Origin of the sequence: Chryseolinea lacunae, assembly GCF_016735595.1 — a bacterium.
In the GTDB taxonomy this organism is placed as follows: Bacteria; Bacteroidota; Bacteroidia; order Cytophagales; family Cyclobacteriaceae; genus Chryseolinea; species Chryseolinea lacunae.
Window position 1 is genome coordinate 688,810 of record NZ_JAERRB010000001.1, and the last position, 15,679, is coordinate 704,488.

Consider the following 15,679-nt stretch of genomic DNA (forward strand, 5'->3'; position numbering starts at 1 on the left):
CTATGGACTTTAAGATCACAAGCGAATACAAACCCACCGGCGACCAACCGACCGCCATCGCCCAGCTCACGAAGGGCGTAGAGGCCGGCGAGCAACATCAAACCCTGCTGGGTGTGACCGGCTCGGGCAAGACGTTCACCATGGCCAACGTTATTGCCAACACCAACCGTCCCACGCTGGTGCTGAGCCACAACAAGACACTGGCTGCCCAGCTCTATGGCGAGTTCAAACAATTCTTCCCGGAGAATGCCGTGGAGTATTTCATCTCCTACTACGACTACTATCAGCCCGAAGCGTTCATTCCTTCTTCAGGATTGTATATTGAAAAAGATCTTTCCATCAACGAAGAAATCGAAAAGCTTCGACTCAGCGCCACATCGGCGTTGCTGACAGGTCGCCGCGATGTGATCGTGGTGGCGTCAGTGTCGTGCATCTACGGTATTGGCAACCCCGAAGAATTCGGAAAGAATGTGATCAAGCTCAAAACGGGCGAGACCATTGTGCGCAACAAGCTGTTGTTTGCCCTGGTGGATATTTTATACAACCGCACCGAAGCCGAATTCAAACGCGGCACCTTCCGCGTGAAGGGCGACACCGTGGATGTGTTTCTCGCCTATGCTGACTATGCCGTGCGCATCTACTTCTGGGGCGATGAAATTGAATCGATCCAGCGCATCGATCCCGTGAGCGGAAAGAAAATTTCGGACGAAACCGTGGTGACCATCTTCCCCGCCAATTTGTTTGTGACCGGCAAAGACTCGCTGCAGCAGGCCATCCGCGAAATTCAGGACGACATGGTGGCGCAAGTGGCCATGTTTGAAGCAGACCGCCGCCACCTGGAAGCCAAGCGCCTGAAAGAACGCACGGAGTTCGACATCGAGATGATGCGCGAGCTGGGCTACTGCTCGGGCATTGAAAACTATTCGCGCTATTTCGACCGCCGTAAACCCGGCGACAGGCCCTTCTGCCTCATCGATTATTTTCCCAACGATTTCCTTATGGTGATCGACGAAAGTCACGTCACGGTGCCGCAAGTGCGCGCCATGTGGGGTGGCGATCGCTCACGCAAAGTGAACCTGGTGGACTATGGCTTCCGGTTGCCCTCGGCCCTGGACAACCGCCCGCTTACGTTTAATGAGTTTGAAGCATTGCTCAGCCAAACGGTCTATGTAAGCGCAACGCCATCGGAATATGAACTCCGGAAATCGGAAGGCGTGGTAGTCGAACAAATTATCCGCCCCACAGGCTTGCTCGATCCGGTGATCGACGTAAGGCCCAGCCGAAACCAGATCGACGACCTGTTGGAAGAAGTGGACGAGCGCATCAAACGAAACGAACGCGTGCTGGTGACCACCCTCACCAAACGCATGGCCGAAGAACTTACCAAGTATATGGATCGCGTGGGCGTGAAGTGCCGCTACATTCACTCGGAAGTGGCCACGCTGGACCGCGTTGAAATTTTGCGCGAGCTTCGCCTCGGTGTGTTTGATGTGCTGGTGGGCGTGAACCTTCTGCGCGAAGGTCTTGACCTTCCGGAAGTGTCGCTCGTCGCTATTCTGGATGCGGACAAGGAAGGATTCTTAAGAAACCAACGCTCGCTCGTGCAAACCATTGGTCGCGCAGCCCGGAACGACCGCGGCAAGGTGATTATGTATGCCGACACCATCACCGAATCGATGCAGCTCGCCATCGACGAGACCAATCGCCGTCGCGCCATCCAACAGGAATACAATACAAAACACGGCATCACACCCCGCACCGTGCTCAAGTCCAAAGACTCCATCCTCGGCCAAACCAAAGTGGCCGACTCCAAACGCAATCAGAAGTTTTATGTGGAGGACGAAGAAACCACACTGGCAGCCGATCCGGTAGTGGCCTACCTCAGCAAAGACGAACTGCAAAAAATGGCAGACCGCACCCGCAAAGCCATGGAGAAAGCCGCCAAGGAACTGGAGTTCATGGAAGCCGCCAAACTGCGCGACGAATACATGGCCATACAAAAACTGATCGAAGAAAAAGTCTAACCGAAACTTATTATCGATAGCAGATGCCCTGATAGGGACAGTTGCGGCAAAGTTCGTGATCGGTGGTTTGATCGAAGGGAACTTCGATATCAAAAAGTTCTTCGAGCATGATCTTCAGCTGTTGTTCAAACTCCGGCAACAACGGCTCCACATCGGTAACATAGTCCTTGCCCACGCGCAATCCGAATTTAAAATCCTCGTCGAACAGGTTCATGCGGTTGATGAGGCCCGGCACAATCTTGAGACCCACCATGGGTGTGTTGGAACGATAGAGCAACGCGTAGACGAGCGTTTGAAACGCCGCTTTGTTTCGGCGGCCGTCGCGCACAAACAACGACGCCACGCTCTCGAAGTCCAGTTTATCTTTTCCGGTTTTGTAGTCAATCACGCGCAGCACATCGTCTTTGCGATCCACGCGGTCTATCTTTCCGCTCAACAGCACATAGCCCGGTGCACGATCGATGTTCACCTTGTGCACCATGCCCTCCTGCTCCACACCTTCCATCACAAACGGCGCATAGGCTTTGTCCATCTCCACAATGCGATGGGCAAAACGTTTCACCACTTCGCGCACCACCAGCCGTTGTCCTTCATATTCCACCGGTTTGGTGGGATCAAGTCCATACGAGTCGATAAACACCTGGTCAATGAGTTGGTCTATGATTCGCGGGGCGGCATCGAAGTCTGATGCTTCCACGGCCTTGCTCTGTTTTTGTTCGCGCAGGCGCTTATAGAAATGTTCCATCACATCGTGCAGGAAATTTCCCAGGACACGCGCATCAAGATCTTCTTCCACGGCATCGGCCTCGCGAATTTTCGCCACATGTCTGAAATAAAAACGCAGACGACATTCAATGTATGTGTTGAGCGCCGACGGCGAAATGCCCCTGAACATGCTGTTGCCTTCGCTGAGTCGCGCAAGCATTTGCATCACGCTTTCATTTTTTTCAACGGTGATGGGCGTGATGGGCGTGGGCTGAACCGGGTTGTGCAATATTTTCTTTTCGAGCGTGAGGCCGCTTTCGTAGAGCAGTTGTTGCAAATAGCGACTCATCTCGCCTTGTCCCAACACATCGGTCTCGGCGTTGTAGAACAGGAAGATGTTTTCCGCCCGCTGCAACACACGGTAAAACAAGTAGGCATACATCGCATCCTGGTGCTCAACCGTAGGAAGGCCATAGGCTTTCCGGATGTTGTAGGGAATATAAGATCCCTTGCTGCCCGACGACGGAAATGCCCCTTCGTTGAGCGAGAGGATAAATACATTTTTATAGTCCAGGTTACGCGTTTCCAACACGCCCATCACCTGCAACCCTTTCAAGGGCTCGCCGGTGAAAGGAATTTTGTAGGCTTGAATGAGCTGACGGAAAAGACGAAGAAATGATTTCAGTGCTTTTTGTTTGGTGCGACCGGGCTGTGCCGTGATGACCGTGTCGTCGGCTTCGGCCGATGGTGGTTCGCCTTCAGCACCCATCACGTCCTGCATGCGGTTCAGCAACTTCAAAAAGTGAAACGCATATTCCTTATCGAACGCAGTAACGGTGGGCATCACGCCGATCTCCATCACGATGTCGTGGAGGTAGTGAATGATGTCGTCTTCGGCGGTTTTGAAAATGAGCCGGTGCAACGCGACAGACGATGCCAGGAAATTTTTGGACACGTGCACCCAGTTGTTGCCCAGAATTTCTTTTCGCTTGGCATTGGCCACGGCCGCGTCGGCCGCTACAACATAGGGATGGCCCAGCAACGCCAGCACCTGGCGGTGATTAAATTGATCGTGACGCGCACCAATCTGCATCTCCACCAGCAATTCCACTAAATTATAAAGCGGCGTGCTGCTCACCGGAAAGCCCATCGTGATGTTGAGCTTCTCCACATCGTTCGACAAGCCATGCAATACGGGCAGCAACAACTTTTCATCGGGCAACACAATGAGCGTGTCTTCCGGATCGATGCCCTTCAGCAGCTCTTCGCGAAGCACCTGGGCCATGGCCTTTGCCTGCCCCACAGGTTGCGCCGCGCCAAAGATGCGGATGGACTTGGCTTGTGCTGCTCCCGTGTCTGATGCAGGTGTGCCGGTGAAGTTTGACGGAATATCTTTCTGAAACGTTTTTTCCAACACGGGATGCTGCTGGTACTCGCGAAAGAATTTTCCTGCCTCCTGCTTGGTGTCGTTCACGTAATACTCGTCGAGATCCCAATACACGGTGGCAAGACCTTTGTCGACAAAGAAAGAGATAATCACTTCTTCGGCTTTGGTGAGGGCGTTGAACCCGGCAAACACCAGTGTCTGCCCTTTCACGCGTTGCGTGGTGGCATCGGAAATGGTTTCGGCCACGGTGCGGTGAAGCATGCCTTCGTAGGCAAAGCCTTCGGCCAGCAAGGTTTGTTTAAATTGTGTGTAGAGCTTGAACAACTGGTTCCACACTTCCAGAAATTTGCGTTTGTTTTCCGTGAGGTTCTCTTCAAAACCTCCCCAGAAATTCCGGAGAAATTCGCGTTGTTCGTCGGTGAGGTAGTCGAAGCTGGAGTCCAGTTCTTTTTGGTGACTCAGGTCCTGAAAAAGCTGGCCGGGGTTCACCATGTATTTGTCCACCTCGTCGAAGTCGCTCAGCAACATGTCGCCCCAGAAATAAAACTTGTCAAAGGGTTCTCCCTCGCTTTCCAGATTTTTCCGGAGCAGGTCGTTGTAGGTTTTGAAAAGCCGGTGGATCAGTTCCAGTTTGTCGGGCACTTTCAATTCGGTGAGGCCCGAAATAAAATCCTCGATGGTGATGAGTCGCGGCGCAAAGGCGGGGCGATCCAGGAATGTGCTGAGGTGTTTGCGGAAATAGAGCACCGCCCGTCGGTTGGGAAAAATTACCGTGAGCGCATCCAGCGGGCGGTGCGTTTTATAGAGCGTTTCGGCGAGTTCGTAGAGGAAAGGTTTCATCGTGAAATTCTCCGGAAAGAACGGCGTTCGCGACGAATAAACCAACGCCTCAATAGGGTCGCGCCGTGGAATTGCAAAAGTCGGCGGCCGTGTTTTCGTAGCGGTCGCGCACCCGGTAAGTAAGGCTCACGTTGCCGCCATAAATCGAACCCGATCCCTCCACTTCAAAGCCATTCACCACCTGGGGCGGTATGGTGATCCGATCGTTTTGCACCAGGGCGCGCACCAGTATGTCGGAAGCGTAAAAGTTATCGATGTAAATTTCTCCGGCGTATGCCGACTTGGTGATGTAGATGGAATAATACGACAGGTCGTTGTAGGTGTCGCTGTACTCTTCCATTTCATACTTGCCCACAAGCTTTGTGCGCGAGTCGTAGCGGGGTTCCACATCATAGACCGTGCAGGCCCCAAGGGTCAGCAGCAGTGTCAACACAGGCAACAAACGTTTCATACACAGGGTACGTTGGTGTTGCCAGTGAAATCGCAAGTTTGAGGCCAGAATTAGGATGGCCGTTTCACGCAGGAAAAACAACAAATGTGCGTAAGAACGGACGGCGTTCGGATGGGTTGCCGGTGTCTTACAAATTATTTGTATTGAAGGTATCGCCCTGGTCAATGTCGCCCGTTTCGAAGCCCTTTTTAAACCAGCGCATGCGTTGCTCGGAGGTGCCGTGTGTGAACGAGTCGGGCACTACATAGCCTTGCCCCTGTTTCTGCAGGCGGTCGTCGCCAATGGCGCTGGCCGCGTTGAGGGCTTCGTCGATGTCGCCGGGTTCAAGAATGGATTTGGTTTGCTGCGCGTGATTGGCCCACACGCCGGCCAGAAAGTCGGCCTGGAGTTCGAGTTTCACCGAAAGTTTGTTGTATTCTTCTTCGCTGATTTTGCCTTGCATGGCGTGCACCTTATCGGTGATGCCCAACAGGTGTTGCACATGATGGCCCACTTCGTGCGCGATGACATAGGCCTGCGCGAAATCGCCGGGGGCCTGGAAGCGGCTTTTCAGTTCTTCATAGAAGCTGAGGTCAATGTATACGCGTTCGTCTTCGCTGCAATAGAACGGGCCCGTGGCTGAACTGGCCGAGCCGCACGCCGATTGCACGTTGCCGCTGAACATGACCAGCCGGGGTTCGCGATAGTCTTTCATGATGCCATGCCACACGTCTTCGGTGTCGGCCAGCACCACCTTCACAAATTCGCTAAGCTCCTGCTCTTCGGCCGAAGGTTGATAGTCGCTGGCCTGCGTTTGTTCCGTTTCGTAGCCACCGCCGCCTTGTGTCTGAATTTCCTGGAGGAGACTCAGGGGATTTTTACCCAGGATGAGGCTGATCACCAGCACCACCACAATGGTGCCGAGGCCGCCTTTCACGGCCATGCCACCACCACCGCCACTGCCGCGTTGATCATCTACGTTCGAGCTTTGTCTTCGTCCTCGCCATTGCATAGTATCGGGGGGTTTTAATTTGCATAGGAAAATACGAAAGACATTCTATCCCTCCAATAAAAGGCCGGTATAGTTTGGACATTCCATTTTCCGCGTCGTGCGTTGGTTAAACCCACCAGACGCGGAAAATGTTTTTTGATAAAGTATGTTATTTCCAGGCGGCCAGAATTACACCCATCACCGTGAGCGCCACCACGCTGTAGCCGGCGTTGATGAGGAACAGTGTGAACGACTTCCGTTCGAAAAGATAGTGCGTGCCCACAAACGTGGCCACCCAGCCAAAGCCTGCGGCAAAACCCCAGAGCGCGCCCATCTCCGGACGACTTTCCGGGCCAAGAAACATAGCGAGATTCACCGCCGAAATCACTCCCAGAAAAAACGAGAGACCAAATATCTTCGCCATGTTGCCACCCTTGAGGCTTTCTTCAGTGAATCCGTTTTCACGCATCCACGCTTTGCCAAACACGGCCGGCGAATACCAAAGCCCGCCAATGAGAAAAGTAGACAAGGCCGCCACCAGAACGGCCCAGATGTTGAGTTGTGGTTCCATACATTTTATAAAGATTAGGTAAGGTTTCTTAGATCACGGGCGGGATTGGACCAGCACGATTTCATTGCCATACAGATCCTGGAATTGCAGGAATGTAAAGTCATCGCCCACAACAGGAGGTTTCACAATGCGCGCGGCACAGGCCTGCAGTTGCAAATGCACAGGCTCAAGCGCGTTTGTATACAGCACAAACAACGGTTGCCCTTCGGTTTGTTTTCCGACGCGACTCTTCTCGCCGGGCGTCGACGCTTGTAAAAACCAGATACCGGATGTAGCGTTCTCTTCAAAGCCGATGTGAAGATAGCGCTGTCCATCTGGCAACACCTGATCAAAAATCTTCCGGGCGTTCAAAGCATTTTTATAAAAATTGAACGCTTCATCATAGTCGTCTACCAAAACGACAACGCGCCCCAGGGTGATTTTGACATCTTGTTGTAAAGCTGTTTCCATTTGTGTTTTTAAAATTGTCGGCTTCGAACCGTGTAAGTGCAAGTTGAAATTGTCACTTTTACAGACACGAACCTACCGTCTGAAACCGAAACGGAAGAAAACATGCCTGAACCGGAAAAGGCCATCCCTCACCACGACATCGAGCTGAACGACAAAACCATTCGGCTCATCGGCATTCCATTTTTCGGCATCGTCATTCCCAATGCCACGGGATTGTTTGGCGCGCTCACGATGCGCGACGCGGCCTATTGGCTGGGCTATGGCTACTTCATCGCGCTGGCACTTTTCATCTGGCATGGCAACCGCTACCTGCTCTTCCGCACACGCAAACGCTTCACATGGTTTGACAAGCCCATCGAAAAACTGATCCTCCTTTTTCTCAACAACATTTTCTACACCTCGCCACTCACCATCGCGTGGTTGTGCATGTGGTATGCCTGGGTGGGCTTTGATGTGAAGTGGAACACCGTGCTGGTGGTCACACTCATCAACGTCATTTGTGTGCTCTTCATCACGCATGTTTACGAAACGGTGTTTATGGTGAAGGAGCAACAAGGCGAACAAGTGCGCAATGCACAGCTCTCAAAAGCAAAAGCCGAAGCCGAACTGGAAGCGCTCAAAAATCAGATCGACCCGCACTTCATGTTTAACTCGCTCAATAGTCTGGCCTATCTCATCGACACGCATCCTGCCACGGCAAAGCTGTTCACCGAAAATCTGGCGGATGTGTATCGCTACATTCTCTCCCAAAAAGACCGCAGTCTTGTGCAACTGGAAGACGAGTTTGCGTTTCTTGAAAAGTATGCCGAATTGCTACGACTGCGTTTTGGAAAAGCCCTGGAGTTGCAGAAACATTTTAACGGCACCACCGAAAAAGATTTCCTGCTCCCACCCATCTCCGCCTTTGTGGCCTTTGAAAACGCCGTGAAGCACAACGAAATTTCGGAACGCACGCCACTGTGCATCGCGTTTCGGGTGGAGCACGATGTGCTGTTCATTCAAAACTCGCTGCAACCCAAACGAACGCTTCAACACTCGTCGCACATCGGGTTGAAGAATTTAAACGAACGGTTCAGGATCATTGTCGGAAAAGAAATTACCGTGACCAAGTCCGGCGATTCGTTTGTGGTGGGGTTGCCTTTGCTCAGAAGCTGAAACGACACACGCCGATGATTCAACCTATTCCTATCATATTCACATAAGCAGATTTATGAAGGTGATCATTATTGAAGACGAGCTCCTGGCCCAGGCAAAACTGGAAGACATGCTGACACGGCTGGACGAACGCATTGAGGTGCTGGCAAAAATCACCAGCGTGCGCGAAGCCCTGCTCTGGCTTACCAATCACCCGGCACCCGACCTTGCGTTTGTAGACATCCAGTTGTCGGACGATCATTCCTTCGAAATTTTCCGCAAGCATCCCATCACCTTCCCGGTAATTTTCACCACGGCCTACGACAAGTATCTCCTGGAAAGTTTTGAATTCAATTCCATCGACTACCTGCTGAAGCCCGTGACGGAAGAAAAACTGAAACGCGCCCTCGACAAAGTAAAGACCCTGGAACGTCATTTTGTGATGGGCAACGTGACACGCCTGCTGGACGCGGGCACCGCTGGAAAAAACAGAATCATCGCCCGCAAGGGCACCGAGTTCATCGCCTTGCCGCTCGACGATGTGGCCTATTTCTACACCGAACACAAAATTGTTTTTGCCCGGGATTTTGCCGGCCGACAACTCATCGTCGACAAAAACCTGGCCGAGCTGGAAGCAATGGTCGACAAGAAAAAATTCTTTCGCCTGAACCGGAAATACCTCGCGCAATTGAAAGCCATCGACCGTTTCAAACCCGACAACGGCAAAATCCGGATTTTTATTCAGCCCGAAATGAAAGAAGAAATTCACGTGAGCAAAGAAACCGCGCCCGAGTTCAGAACCTGGATGGAAGGCTAAAAAAAACGGAGCCTTATCGCCAATGCTATGCAGCATCTTTGATAAGGCTCCGCCTCAAAATGAATTGATCTAGTTCTTTGTCACACCCGGGTCACGTTTCAGGAACTCGTCATACAACAGGGTCTGACGGGTCACCATCGGCACTTGCCAGCCGTCGATGTATACTTGTTTGATGTTGGTCTTGGTCTCGAACGGATCGCCATCGCTCACCAGCAGTGTGGCGTTCTTGCCCACTTCGATGGAGCCCAGCTTGTCGGCCACGCCAAAAATTTCAGCCGGCACAATCGTCACCGAGCGCAACGCTTCTTCTTTGCCAAGTCCATAGGCCGCGGCGAAGGCCGCATGATACGGCAGGTTGCGCACGTTCTCGGCTTGCGATGTGCGCAGCGCTACTTTCACGCCGGCCTTTTTCAACAAGCCGGGGTTTGCATAGGCCTTGTCGTAGCGATCGTAGTCGCGCGAGGGAATTTCCTGCACGGGTCCGGCAATGACGGGAATGTTCGCCGCAGCGATCTCGTCGGCCACACGCCATCCTTCGGCCACACCGGTCAGGATCACTTTCTTCACCTGATGTTCCTTCACCCACTTCAACGCTGCCTGAATGTCTTTCGATGCATTGGCTTCAATCATCAGTGTGCGTTCGCCACGCACCACCGGCAGCAAAGCTTCCATCTCGGGATAGTAGCTCAGGCCTTTCGATTTTGTAGCCGAGTCCAGCTTGTGATATTGCACCGCCATCTCCCAAACCGAATTGATTCGCGACAACGATTTTTCCGCGGCCTTCTTGATCTCCTCGTCTGTGCGGCGATCGTAGAAGCCTTTGCGGCCGGTGTTGGGGAAATTCACCACCACCCCTTCAAAGCCCGCAAACATCTGCTCCGGCGTATAGCCATAGAGGTTGATGAGCGCGGCTGTGCCGGGAATGAGGTCGCCTTCAGGAGCGGCAATAACGGTGGTCACACCACTAACACGCGTCACGGGAATGAGCACCGAGTTGGGGTTCACCGCGGTGAGCGCTTTCATTTGCGGAATCACGTCTCCCACTTCATTAAAATCCTGTGTGCGGGCGTCCGACCCGATCTCGCGCAAGCCCAGCAGCGTGCCACTGTCGATGAGGCCGGGATAAATCCAGCTTCCCTTGCAGTCGATCACTTCGGCGCCGGCAGGCACCGTCACATTGGTTCCCACAGCGGTGATCTTGCCGCCGCTCAGCACCACGGTGCCGTCCTGGATCACCCCTTTGGTCACGGTTTGAATGGTGGCATGTGTCAACGCGAAGGTTGCGTATTTTCCCTTGGGGCTCTGGGCGGCGGCGTCCAGGGCCAGCAGGCCGAACAACGCTGTCACCAGACTCAGTATAGTTTGAATGTTTCGTTTCATGGTGATGCTTAGTTAAGGCCAAAGATGTTTACGAGGTTTTCTTCCGCACCATCGAGGCAATGGTCGCCCTGCTCGCGGTCGCGGAAGGTGGCCATGTCGACGGCCTGGGTCGGATCAACATAGATGCGCATGTCGTCCGGATCTTTTGCACGGTCAAAGCGCACCACGCCGTCCACCACGGTGAACGTGGGAATGGTGTAGGACGAAAGCGGATGCGCGTTGAAGATGGCGATGTCGGCTTCCTTGCCAACTTCCAATGAACCTACGCGTGCGTCGATGCCCAGTTGCTTGGCGGGGTTCAGGGTGATGAGCGCGAGGGCTTCATCGTCGGTGAGGGCACCATACTTTTGCGTCTTGGCCGCTTCGTGATACAAATGACGCATCAGCTCTCCGTCGTCGGAGTTGATGGAGGTCACCACGCCGTTGCGGGTAAGGATGGCGGCGTTGTAGGCTGTGGAATAATACACTTCAAATTTATAGGCCCACCAGTCGGCAAACACCGATGCCATGGCACCGAATTTCGCCAGCTCGGGTGCTACCTTGAAGCCTTCGTTCACGTGTTGAAAAACCAGGCGTTTCACGCCAAAGTCTTTGCACACGTTCAGCAACATGCTGATCTCGTCGGCGCGATAGCTGTGGCAATGGATGATGATGTCGCCCTTCAGAATGTCGGCCAGTGTTTCGAGACGGAGGTTGTATTCGGGGGGTGCTCCGCGAAACCCTTTTTGTGTTTTGGCTTTGTTGTATTTGTCCCACGCAGCGCGATATTCTCTGGCCTTGCTGAACGACTCGCGAATCACAAACTCCACGCCCATGCGGGTGCGGGGCACAATGCCGTTGCCACCGCCGTGAACACGCGTGGGATTTTCGCCAAGCGCAAATTTGATGGTACGTGGGGCGCCTTCCATGCGAAGGTCGTCGGCATTCTTCACACCATAGCGCAGCTTGATGGTTTCACACTGCCCGCCAATGGCGTTGGCCGATCCGTGCATGGCGTGAATGGTGGTGACACCGCCACCGAGTGCGCGATACAAACCGACTTGAAATGGGTTGAGACCATCGCCGGTGAACACTTCGGCCGTGACCGGTGCTGTGGCTTCGTTGATGGCGTCGAGGCCCGCATGCGAGTGGGCATCGATGATGCCGGGCATCACAAATTGTCCGCTGGCATCAATCACTTTCACGCCCGCGGGCGCCGCTATGTTTTTGCCGATCTGGCTGATCTTGCCGTCTTTCACCAGCACGTCGGTATTTTCGAATGTGCCCTTGGTCACCGTGAGCACGGTGCCGTTCTTGATCAAAAGGTTGCCGCGCTCCACCTGCGCATAGCCCAGGGTGGCTACTGCCAGCAACGCAACGCTGTATAATATTTTCTTCATGTGAGTTCTGAATTAAAGTCTTAGCGATTGGGATCCTTCGTGCCTTTCATCGGGAAGCTTCCGTATTGACCTGCGGTCATGGAGCCGTCGAACGCGTCGCCGTCGACTGTGGCCGTGGCCTCCACGTTCACGCCGCTGCCTTGCACCCGTATGGTGTAGGTAAACGTGAGCTGGCTTCCTTCTACCGAAACACTCTTCAACTCAATTTCCTTATCGGAAAACGTGGAGGTGATGGTGCCGGTGTAGTTGTCGCCGTCTTTCTTCAGCTTCAGTTTGCCGTTGTTGGCGCCTTGTGGTGTTTCGGTTGAATAGGACCACGTGCCGCTGACGTCCACTTTCTTGCCATCGCTCTTCTTGGTTTCTTTTGCTTCGAATTTGTAGAGCGTGCCGTCCACAAACACATACCGCACTTTCGACTTTTCGTCGAAGTATGATTTATCCGTGATCACCAGGTTGGCAATCTTTCCGTTGTCGATGGAACCGAGTCTGTCCGACAGGCCCAGAATCTGCGCGGCGTTGGTGGTGAGCGCTGCGAGGGCCTGATCTTCGGTGAGTCCCGCTTTGATCATGCGGCGCAGGTTGGCGGGGATGTCTTTTGTTTTGGCAGTGAGCGTGGAAAAGCCAAAGGGAATTCCGGCCTTTTGAAACGCGCCGGCTTGTGCGGCATACAACGTCACAAATTCGGCCTTGCGTTTTTCAAGCTGATCTTTTTCGGGATCGGGTTTTGCCTTGGGATCTTTCTTCTCTTCTTTCTTTTCTTCGGGAAGATCAAGGCTCAAAAACACTTTCGTGCCGGTGGCTTTCACGCGTGGCAACATGTCCCAGCCTTCTTTCACGTTTGCAGCAATCAATGGAAAACCTAAGTCAGCCTGCAAGGTGAAGGCACGTTGCAGATCCAGTATCTTTTCGGTTTTGAACACCACGGGAATACGTTTGTCGATGACGGGATAGAACGCTTCCAGTATGCGATCGGGCGATGGACGTTCAAGTCCGGCACGGTTGGAAGCATAGAGCGATTCATAGGCTTTTGCCTGCACGGCCTGGCGATAGAGTTCGCGATACTTGGCCATCACACCCAGCACCGTGTTGGGATACACGCGCTCGGCGGTGGTGAGCTCGCTATAGAAGGCGGTCTTCGAAAGCAACACCATCTTGTCGGGCGACGAGGCACCCAGCGAAACAATCGCGCCACTTCCCGGAAGCATGCCACCATAGGGCACAACCTGTGCGGTGGTGAACCCGAGGGCACGAAGCTCTTCCACCGATTTGTCGGCGGGGTTCAGAAAATCGCGTACGTCGTTTTGAGGTGTGATGCCGGCGCGCTCAGGCGACGGGTTGCCGGGATCTTTCGGTTTTTCTTTGTTCTCATCTTTAGGCTTGGTCACGCCGGTGCGCGAAAGGCCGTCAATGAACCCGGCATAGATCGTGAGGCTGTCGCCTTTGATAACGATGGCTTCGGGCGGAATGGCAATGCCTTTTCCAACCGCGGAAATCAATCCGTTTTTAACCACCACGGTGCCGTGTTCAAGCTTTCGGCCAGGGGCCTGAATAACGGTGGCGTTGGTGATGGCATACGTGCCGGAAACCGGTGCCAGTGTTCGCTCCTCCTGGGCGCGAAGCATGGCCGGCGCTCCGAGCCCGCACAGCAGCACCAAGGCTGCGAATACGTGTTTCGGGTAAATTCTCTTCATGCAATACGTTCGGTTTAGGTAAAATGATAGGCGTCAAGATAAGCACGTTTGGCTCAACCCATCAAGGGGAATACACGGGTGGTTTTTAAATCGTATCTGAGGGTGCCATGCTGCTCAGCGGCTACCCGAACTGATTTCGTGCCATTTCAGGATGCGCTCCGCCAACGTGTGAAATTTCTACAGCCCTGCCGTTCACGACCGTTTTCCGACAGGCCGGTGACGCGTGCTACGGTTCACTACACCGGTCTAACAGTTCGCTACATAACCCTTTCCGGGGGCGCATCTTCTTCGGATACTTGTATCGTAAATACGCATAGAACAAACAAACTTGCTATGACAACGCGCCTCCGGTTACCGTATCTTTTAAGCCTTCTCTTCATCGCCGCAGTGTCCACCCCAGTTCTGTCGCAGGACGAGACGGCCACGTCCAGTTCGTCTTCCTCGGTCAGTGTGCATTCCGTGAACGGTGTGCAGCGCTGGAAAACCTCCACCGGCCTCTCCAACTTCAACGTGGAAGTGCGCGGCAAGATTGAGGTGACCGACGACGATAAAGACATCAAAGGACTTTCCGACAACGGCTACCTGGAAATTACCAAGACCGTGTTTGGCAGCAAACGCTCCATCGTAGTGGAGTCGCTGGGCGGCGGCAAAATCAAGAAAGAATATTATGAAGGCCGCAACAAAATGGACTGGGAAACCAGCGGCAAAACGTGGCTGGGCGAAATCCTTCCTGAGATTGTGCGCTCTACGACGCTGGGTGCCGAAGGCCGCGTGAACCGTTTCTTCAAACAAGGCGGCAGCCCTTCCGTGCTCAAGGAAATAAACGGGATGGAGAGCGACTATGTGAAAGCCCACTACGCCAAACTGCTGCTCGACAAAAGCATTCCACCGGCCGACATGCCGAACGTGATCACACAACTGGCGTCGGCCATCCACTCTGACTATTATCTGTCGACAGTGTTGCAAAACAACATCACCAAAATGATGGCCACACCCGAATCGGCCGATGCATTTTTCAAGGGCACGCAGAAAATAAATTCCGACTACTATAAATCTGTCGTACTGAAAGAGGCCCTGAAGAAAGTGTCGGCGTCGCCGGCCCAAATCAAAGTGGTGCTTCAGTCTGCTGCCGAAATCAAATCGGACTACTATCTTTCTGTAGTACTCACCACGTTGCTGGAAGAAGACAACCTCAAAGAAGAATCGCTCAGTGAACTGGTATTGGTATCCAAAAAAATTCCGTCCGACTACTATCGCACGCAAGTGCTGTCGAAGGCATTGCGGAAACCCGGCATCTCAAAAGCCACGCTCAAAAATGTTGTGAACGCGTTGGCCGACGTTGGCTCGGACTACTACAAGACCGGCGTGTTTAACACCATGGCCGAACAAAGCACGATGGACCCCGATGTGCAGATGCAGGTTGTGGTGTTGCTCGACAACTCGGTGGAATCGGACTACTATGCTTCGGGCACTATGAAGAACCTGCTGGAACATCAGAAACTTTCCGACGAATCGTTCAAACAACTGATCGACGCCGCGGGCCACCTAGAATCGGCCAACTATGCCAGTGAAGTGATGCGCGCCGCGGCCCGCACCGATCTGTCGCGCACACAACTGATCGACATTCTTATCGCCAGCGGCAACGTTCGTTCCGACCACTACCTCACCGAAGTGTTGCTCTCCCTCGCCGGAAAAGTGAAAACCAGCGACAGCACCGTGAAAGATGCCTATCGCAGCGCCGCCAAAAAAATAGGTTCGGAGACTTACTACGGCCGGACCATGAAAGCAATCGACTAACCTCATACGCCCGAATTTTGCACACGCCGTCACTCATTTTATGTGTACCTTCGAAGCATGAGTTCGTCATCCCGGCTATTTGT

12 protein-coding genes are annotated in these 15,679 nt (G+C 53.3%); 4 read left to right on the top strand and 8 right to left on the bottom strand.

Features of this window, described 5'->3' with window-relative positions; all coding sequences use genetic code 11:
* The first annotated feature begins 2 nt into the window (after nt 1–2).
* Nucleotides 3–2,024 carry an excinuclease ABC subunit UvrB gene (gene uvrB / locus JI741_RS02555; protein ID WP_202007087.1) on the top strand — a complete coding sequence of 674 codons (2,022 nt, stop codon included), beginning with the start codon at nt 3–5 and terminating at the stop codon, nt 2,022–2,024.
* Nucleotides 2,025–2,034: 10 nt separating this feature from the next.
* On the opposite strand, the gene JI741_RS02560 is transcribed toward uvrB, so the two are convergent.
* The 5 genes from JI741_RS02560 to JI741_RS02580 form a co-directional block, all read right to left on the bottom strand.
* Nucleotides 2,035–4,956 carry a PD-(D/E)XK nuclease family protein gene (locus JI741_RS02560; protein ID WP_202007089.1) on the bottom strand — a complete coding sequence of 974 codons (2,922 nt, stop codon included), beginning with the start codon at nt 4,954–4,956 and terminating at the stop codon, nt 2,035–2,037.
* 49 nt (nt 4,957–5,005) lie between these two features.
* Nucleotides 5,006–5,407 (bottom strand): hypothetical protein, encoded by a 402-nt coding sequence (locus JI741_RS02565; protein WP_202007091.1) that lies wholly within the window; start codon nt 5,405–5,407, stop codon nt 5,006–5,008.
* 127 nt (nt 5,408–5,534) lie between these two features.
* The gene (gene ypfJ / locus JI741_RS02570; protein WP_202007093.1) at nt 5,535–6,398 is read right to left on the bottom strand and encodes a KPN_02809 family neutral zinc metallopeptidase; all 864 of its coding nucleotides are present in this window, start codon (nt 6,396–6,398) and stop codon (nt 5,535–5,537) included.
* A 148-nt stretch (nt 6,399–6,546) separates the two neighbouring features.
* On the bottom strand, nt 6,547–6,948 hold the full coding sequence (locus JI741_RS02575; protein ID WP_202007095.1) for a DUF1761 domain-containing protein: 402 nt from the start codon (nt 6,946–6,948) through the stop codon (nt 6,547–6,549).
* A 33-nt stretch (nt 6,949–6,981) separates the two neighbouring features.
* Nucleotides 6,982–7,398 (bottom strand): VOC family protein, encoded by a 417-nt coding sequence (locus JI741_RS02580; protein ID WP_202007097.1) that lies wholly within the window; start codon nt 7,396–7,398, stop codon nt 6,982–6,984.
* 102 nt (nt 7,399–7,500) lie between these two features.
* Here JI741_RS02580 and JI741_RS02585 point away from each other — a divergent pair, with 102 nt between their 5' ends.
* Nucleotides 7,501–8,553: a sensor histidine kinase gene (locus JI741_RS02585; protein ID WP_202007098.1), complete on the top strand. Its 1,053-nt coding sequence runs from the start codon at nt 7,501–7,503 to the stop codon at nt 8,551–8,553.
* 55 nt (nt 8,554–8,608) lie between these two features.
* Entirely contained in the window at nt 8,609–9,349 is a 741-nt protein-coding gene (locus tag JI741_RS02590) for a LytR/AlgR family response regulator transcription factor (RefSeq protein WP_202007100.1), read from the top strand.
* A 69-nt stretch (nt 9,350–9,418) separates the two neighbouring features.
* Here JI741_RS02590 and JI741_RS02595 read toward each other — a convergent pair whose 3' ends face one another.
* Genes JI741_RS02595 through JI741_RS02605 form a run of 3 tightly spaced genes read right to left on the bottom strand, consistent with a single transcriptional unit; the run spans nt 9,419 to nt 13,799 of the window.
* Complete coding sequence (locus tag JI741_RS02595; RefSeq protein ID WP_202007102.1) at nt 9,419–10,729, bottom strand: amidohydrolase family protein; 1,311 nt, start codon at nt 10,727–10,729, stop codon at nt 9,419–9,421.
* Between the two features lie 8 nt (nt 10,730–10,737).
* Nucleotides 10,738–12,108, bottom strand: a complete 1,371-nt coding sequence (locus JI741_RS02600; protein WP_202007104.1) for an amidohydrolase — start codon at nt 12,106–12,108, stop codon at nt 10,738–10,740.
* Nucleotides 12,109–12,128: 20 nt separating this feature from the next.
* On the bottom strand, nt 12,129–13,799 hold the full coding sequence (locus JI741_RS02605; protein ID WP_202007106.1) for an amidohydrolase family protein: 1,671 nt from the start codon (nt 13,797–13,799) through the stop codon (nt 12,129–12,131).
* Nucleotides 13,800–14,132: 333 nt separating this feature from the next.
* On the opposite strand from JI741_RS02605, the gene JI741_RS02610 reads away from it, so the two are divergent.
* Nucleotides 14,133–15,596, top strand: coding sequence for a hypothetical protein (locus JI741_RS02610; protein ID WP_202007109.1), 1,464 nt, complete (start codon nt 14,133–14,135; stop codon nt 15,594–15,596).
* Nucleotides 15,597–15,679: the final 83 nt, after the last annotated feature.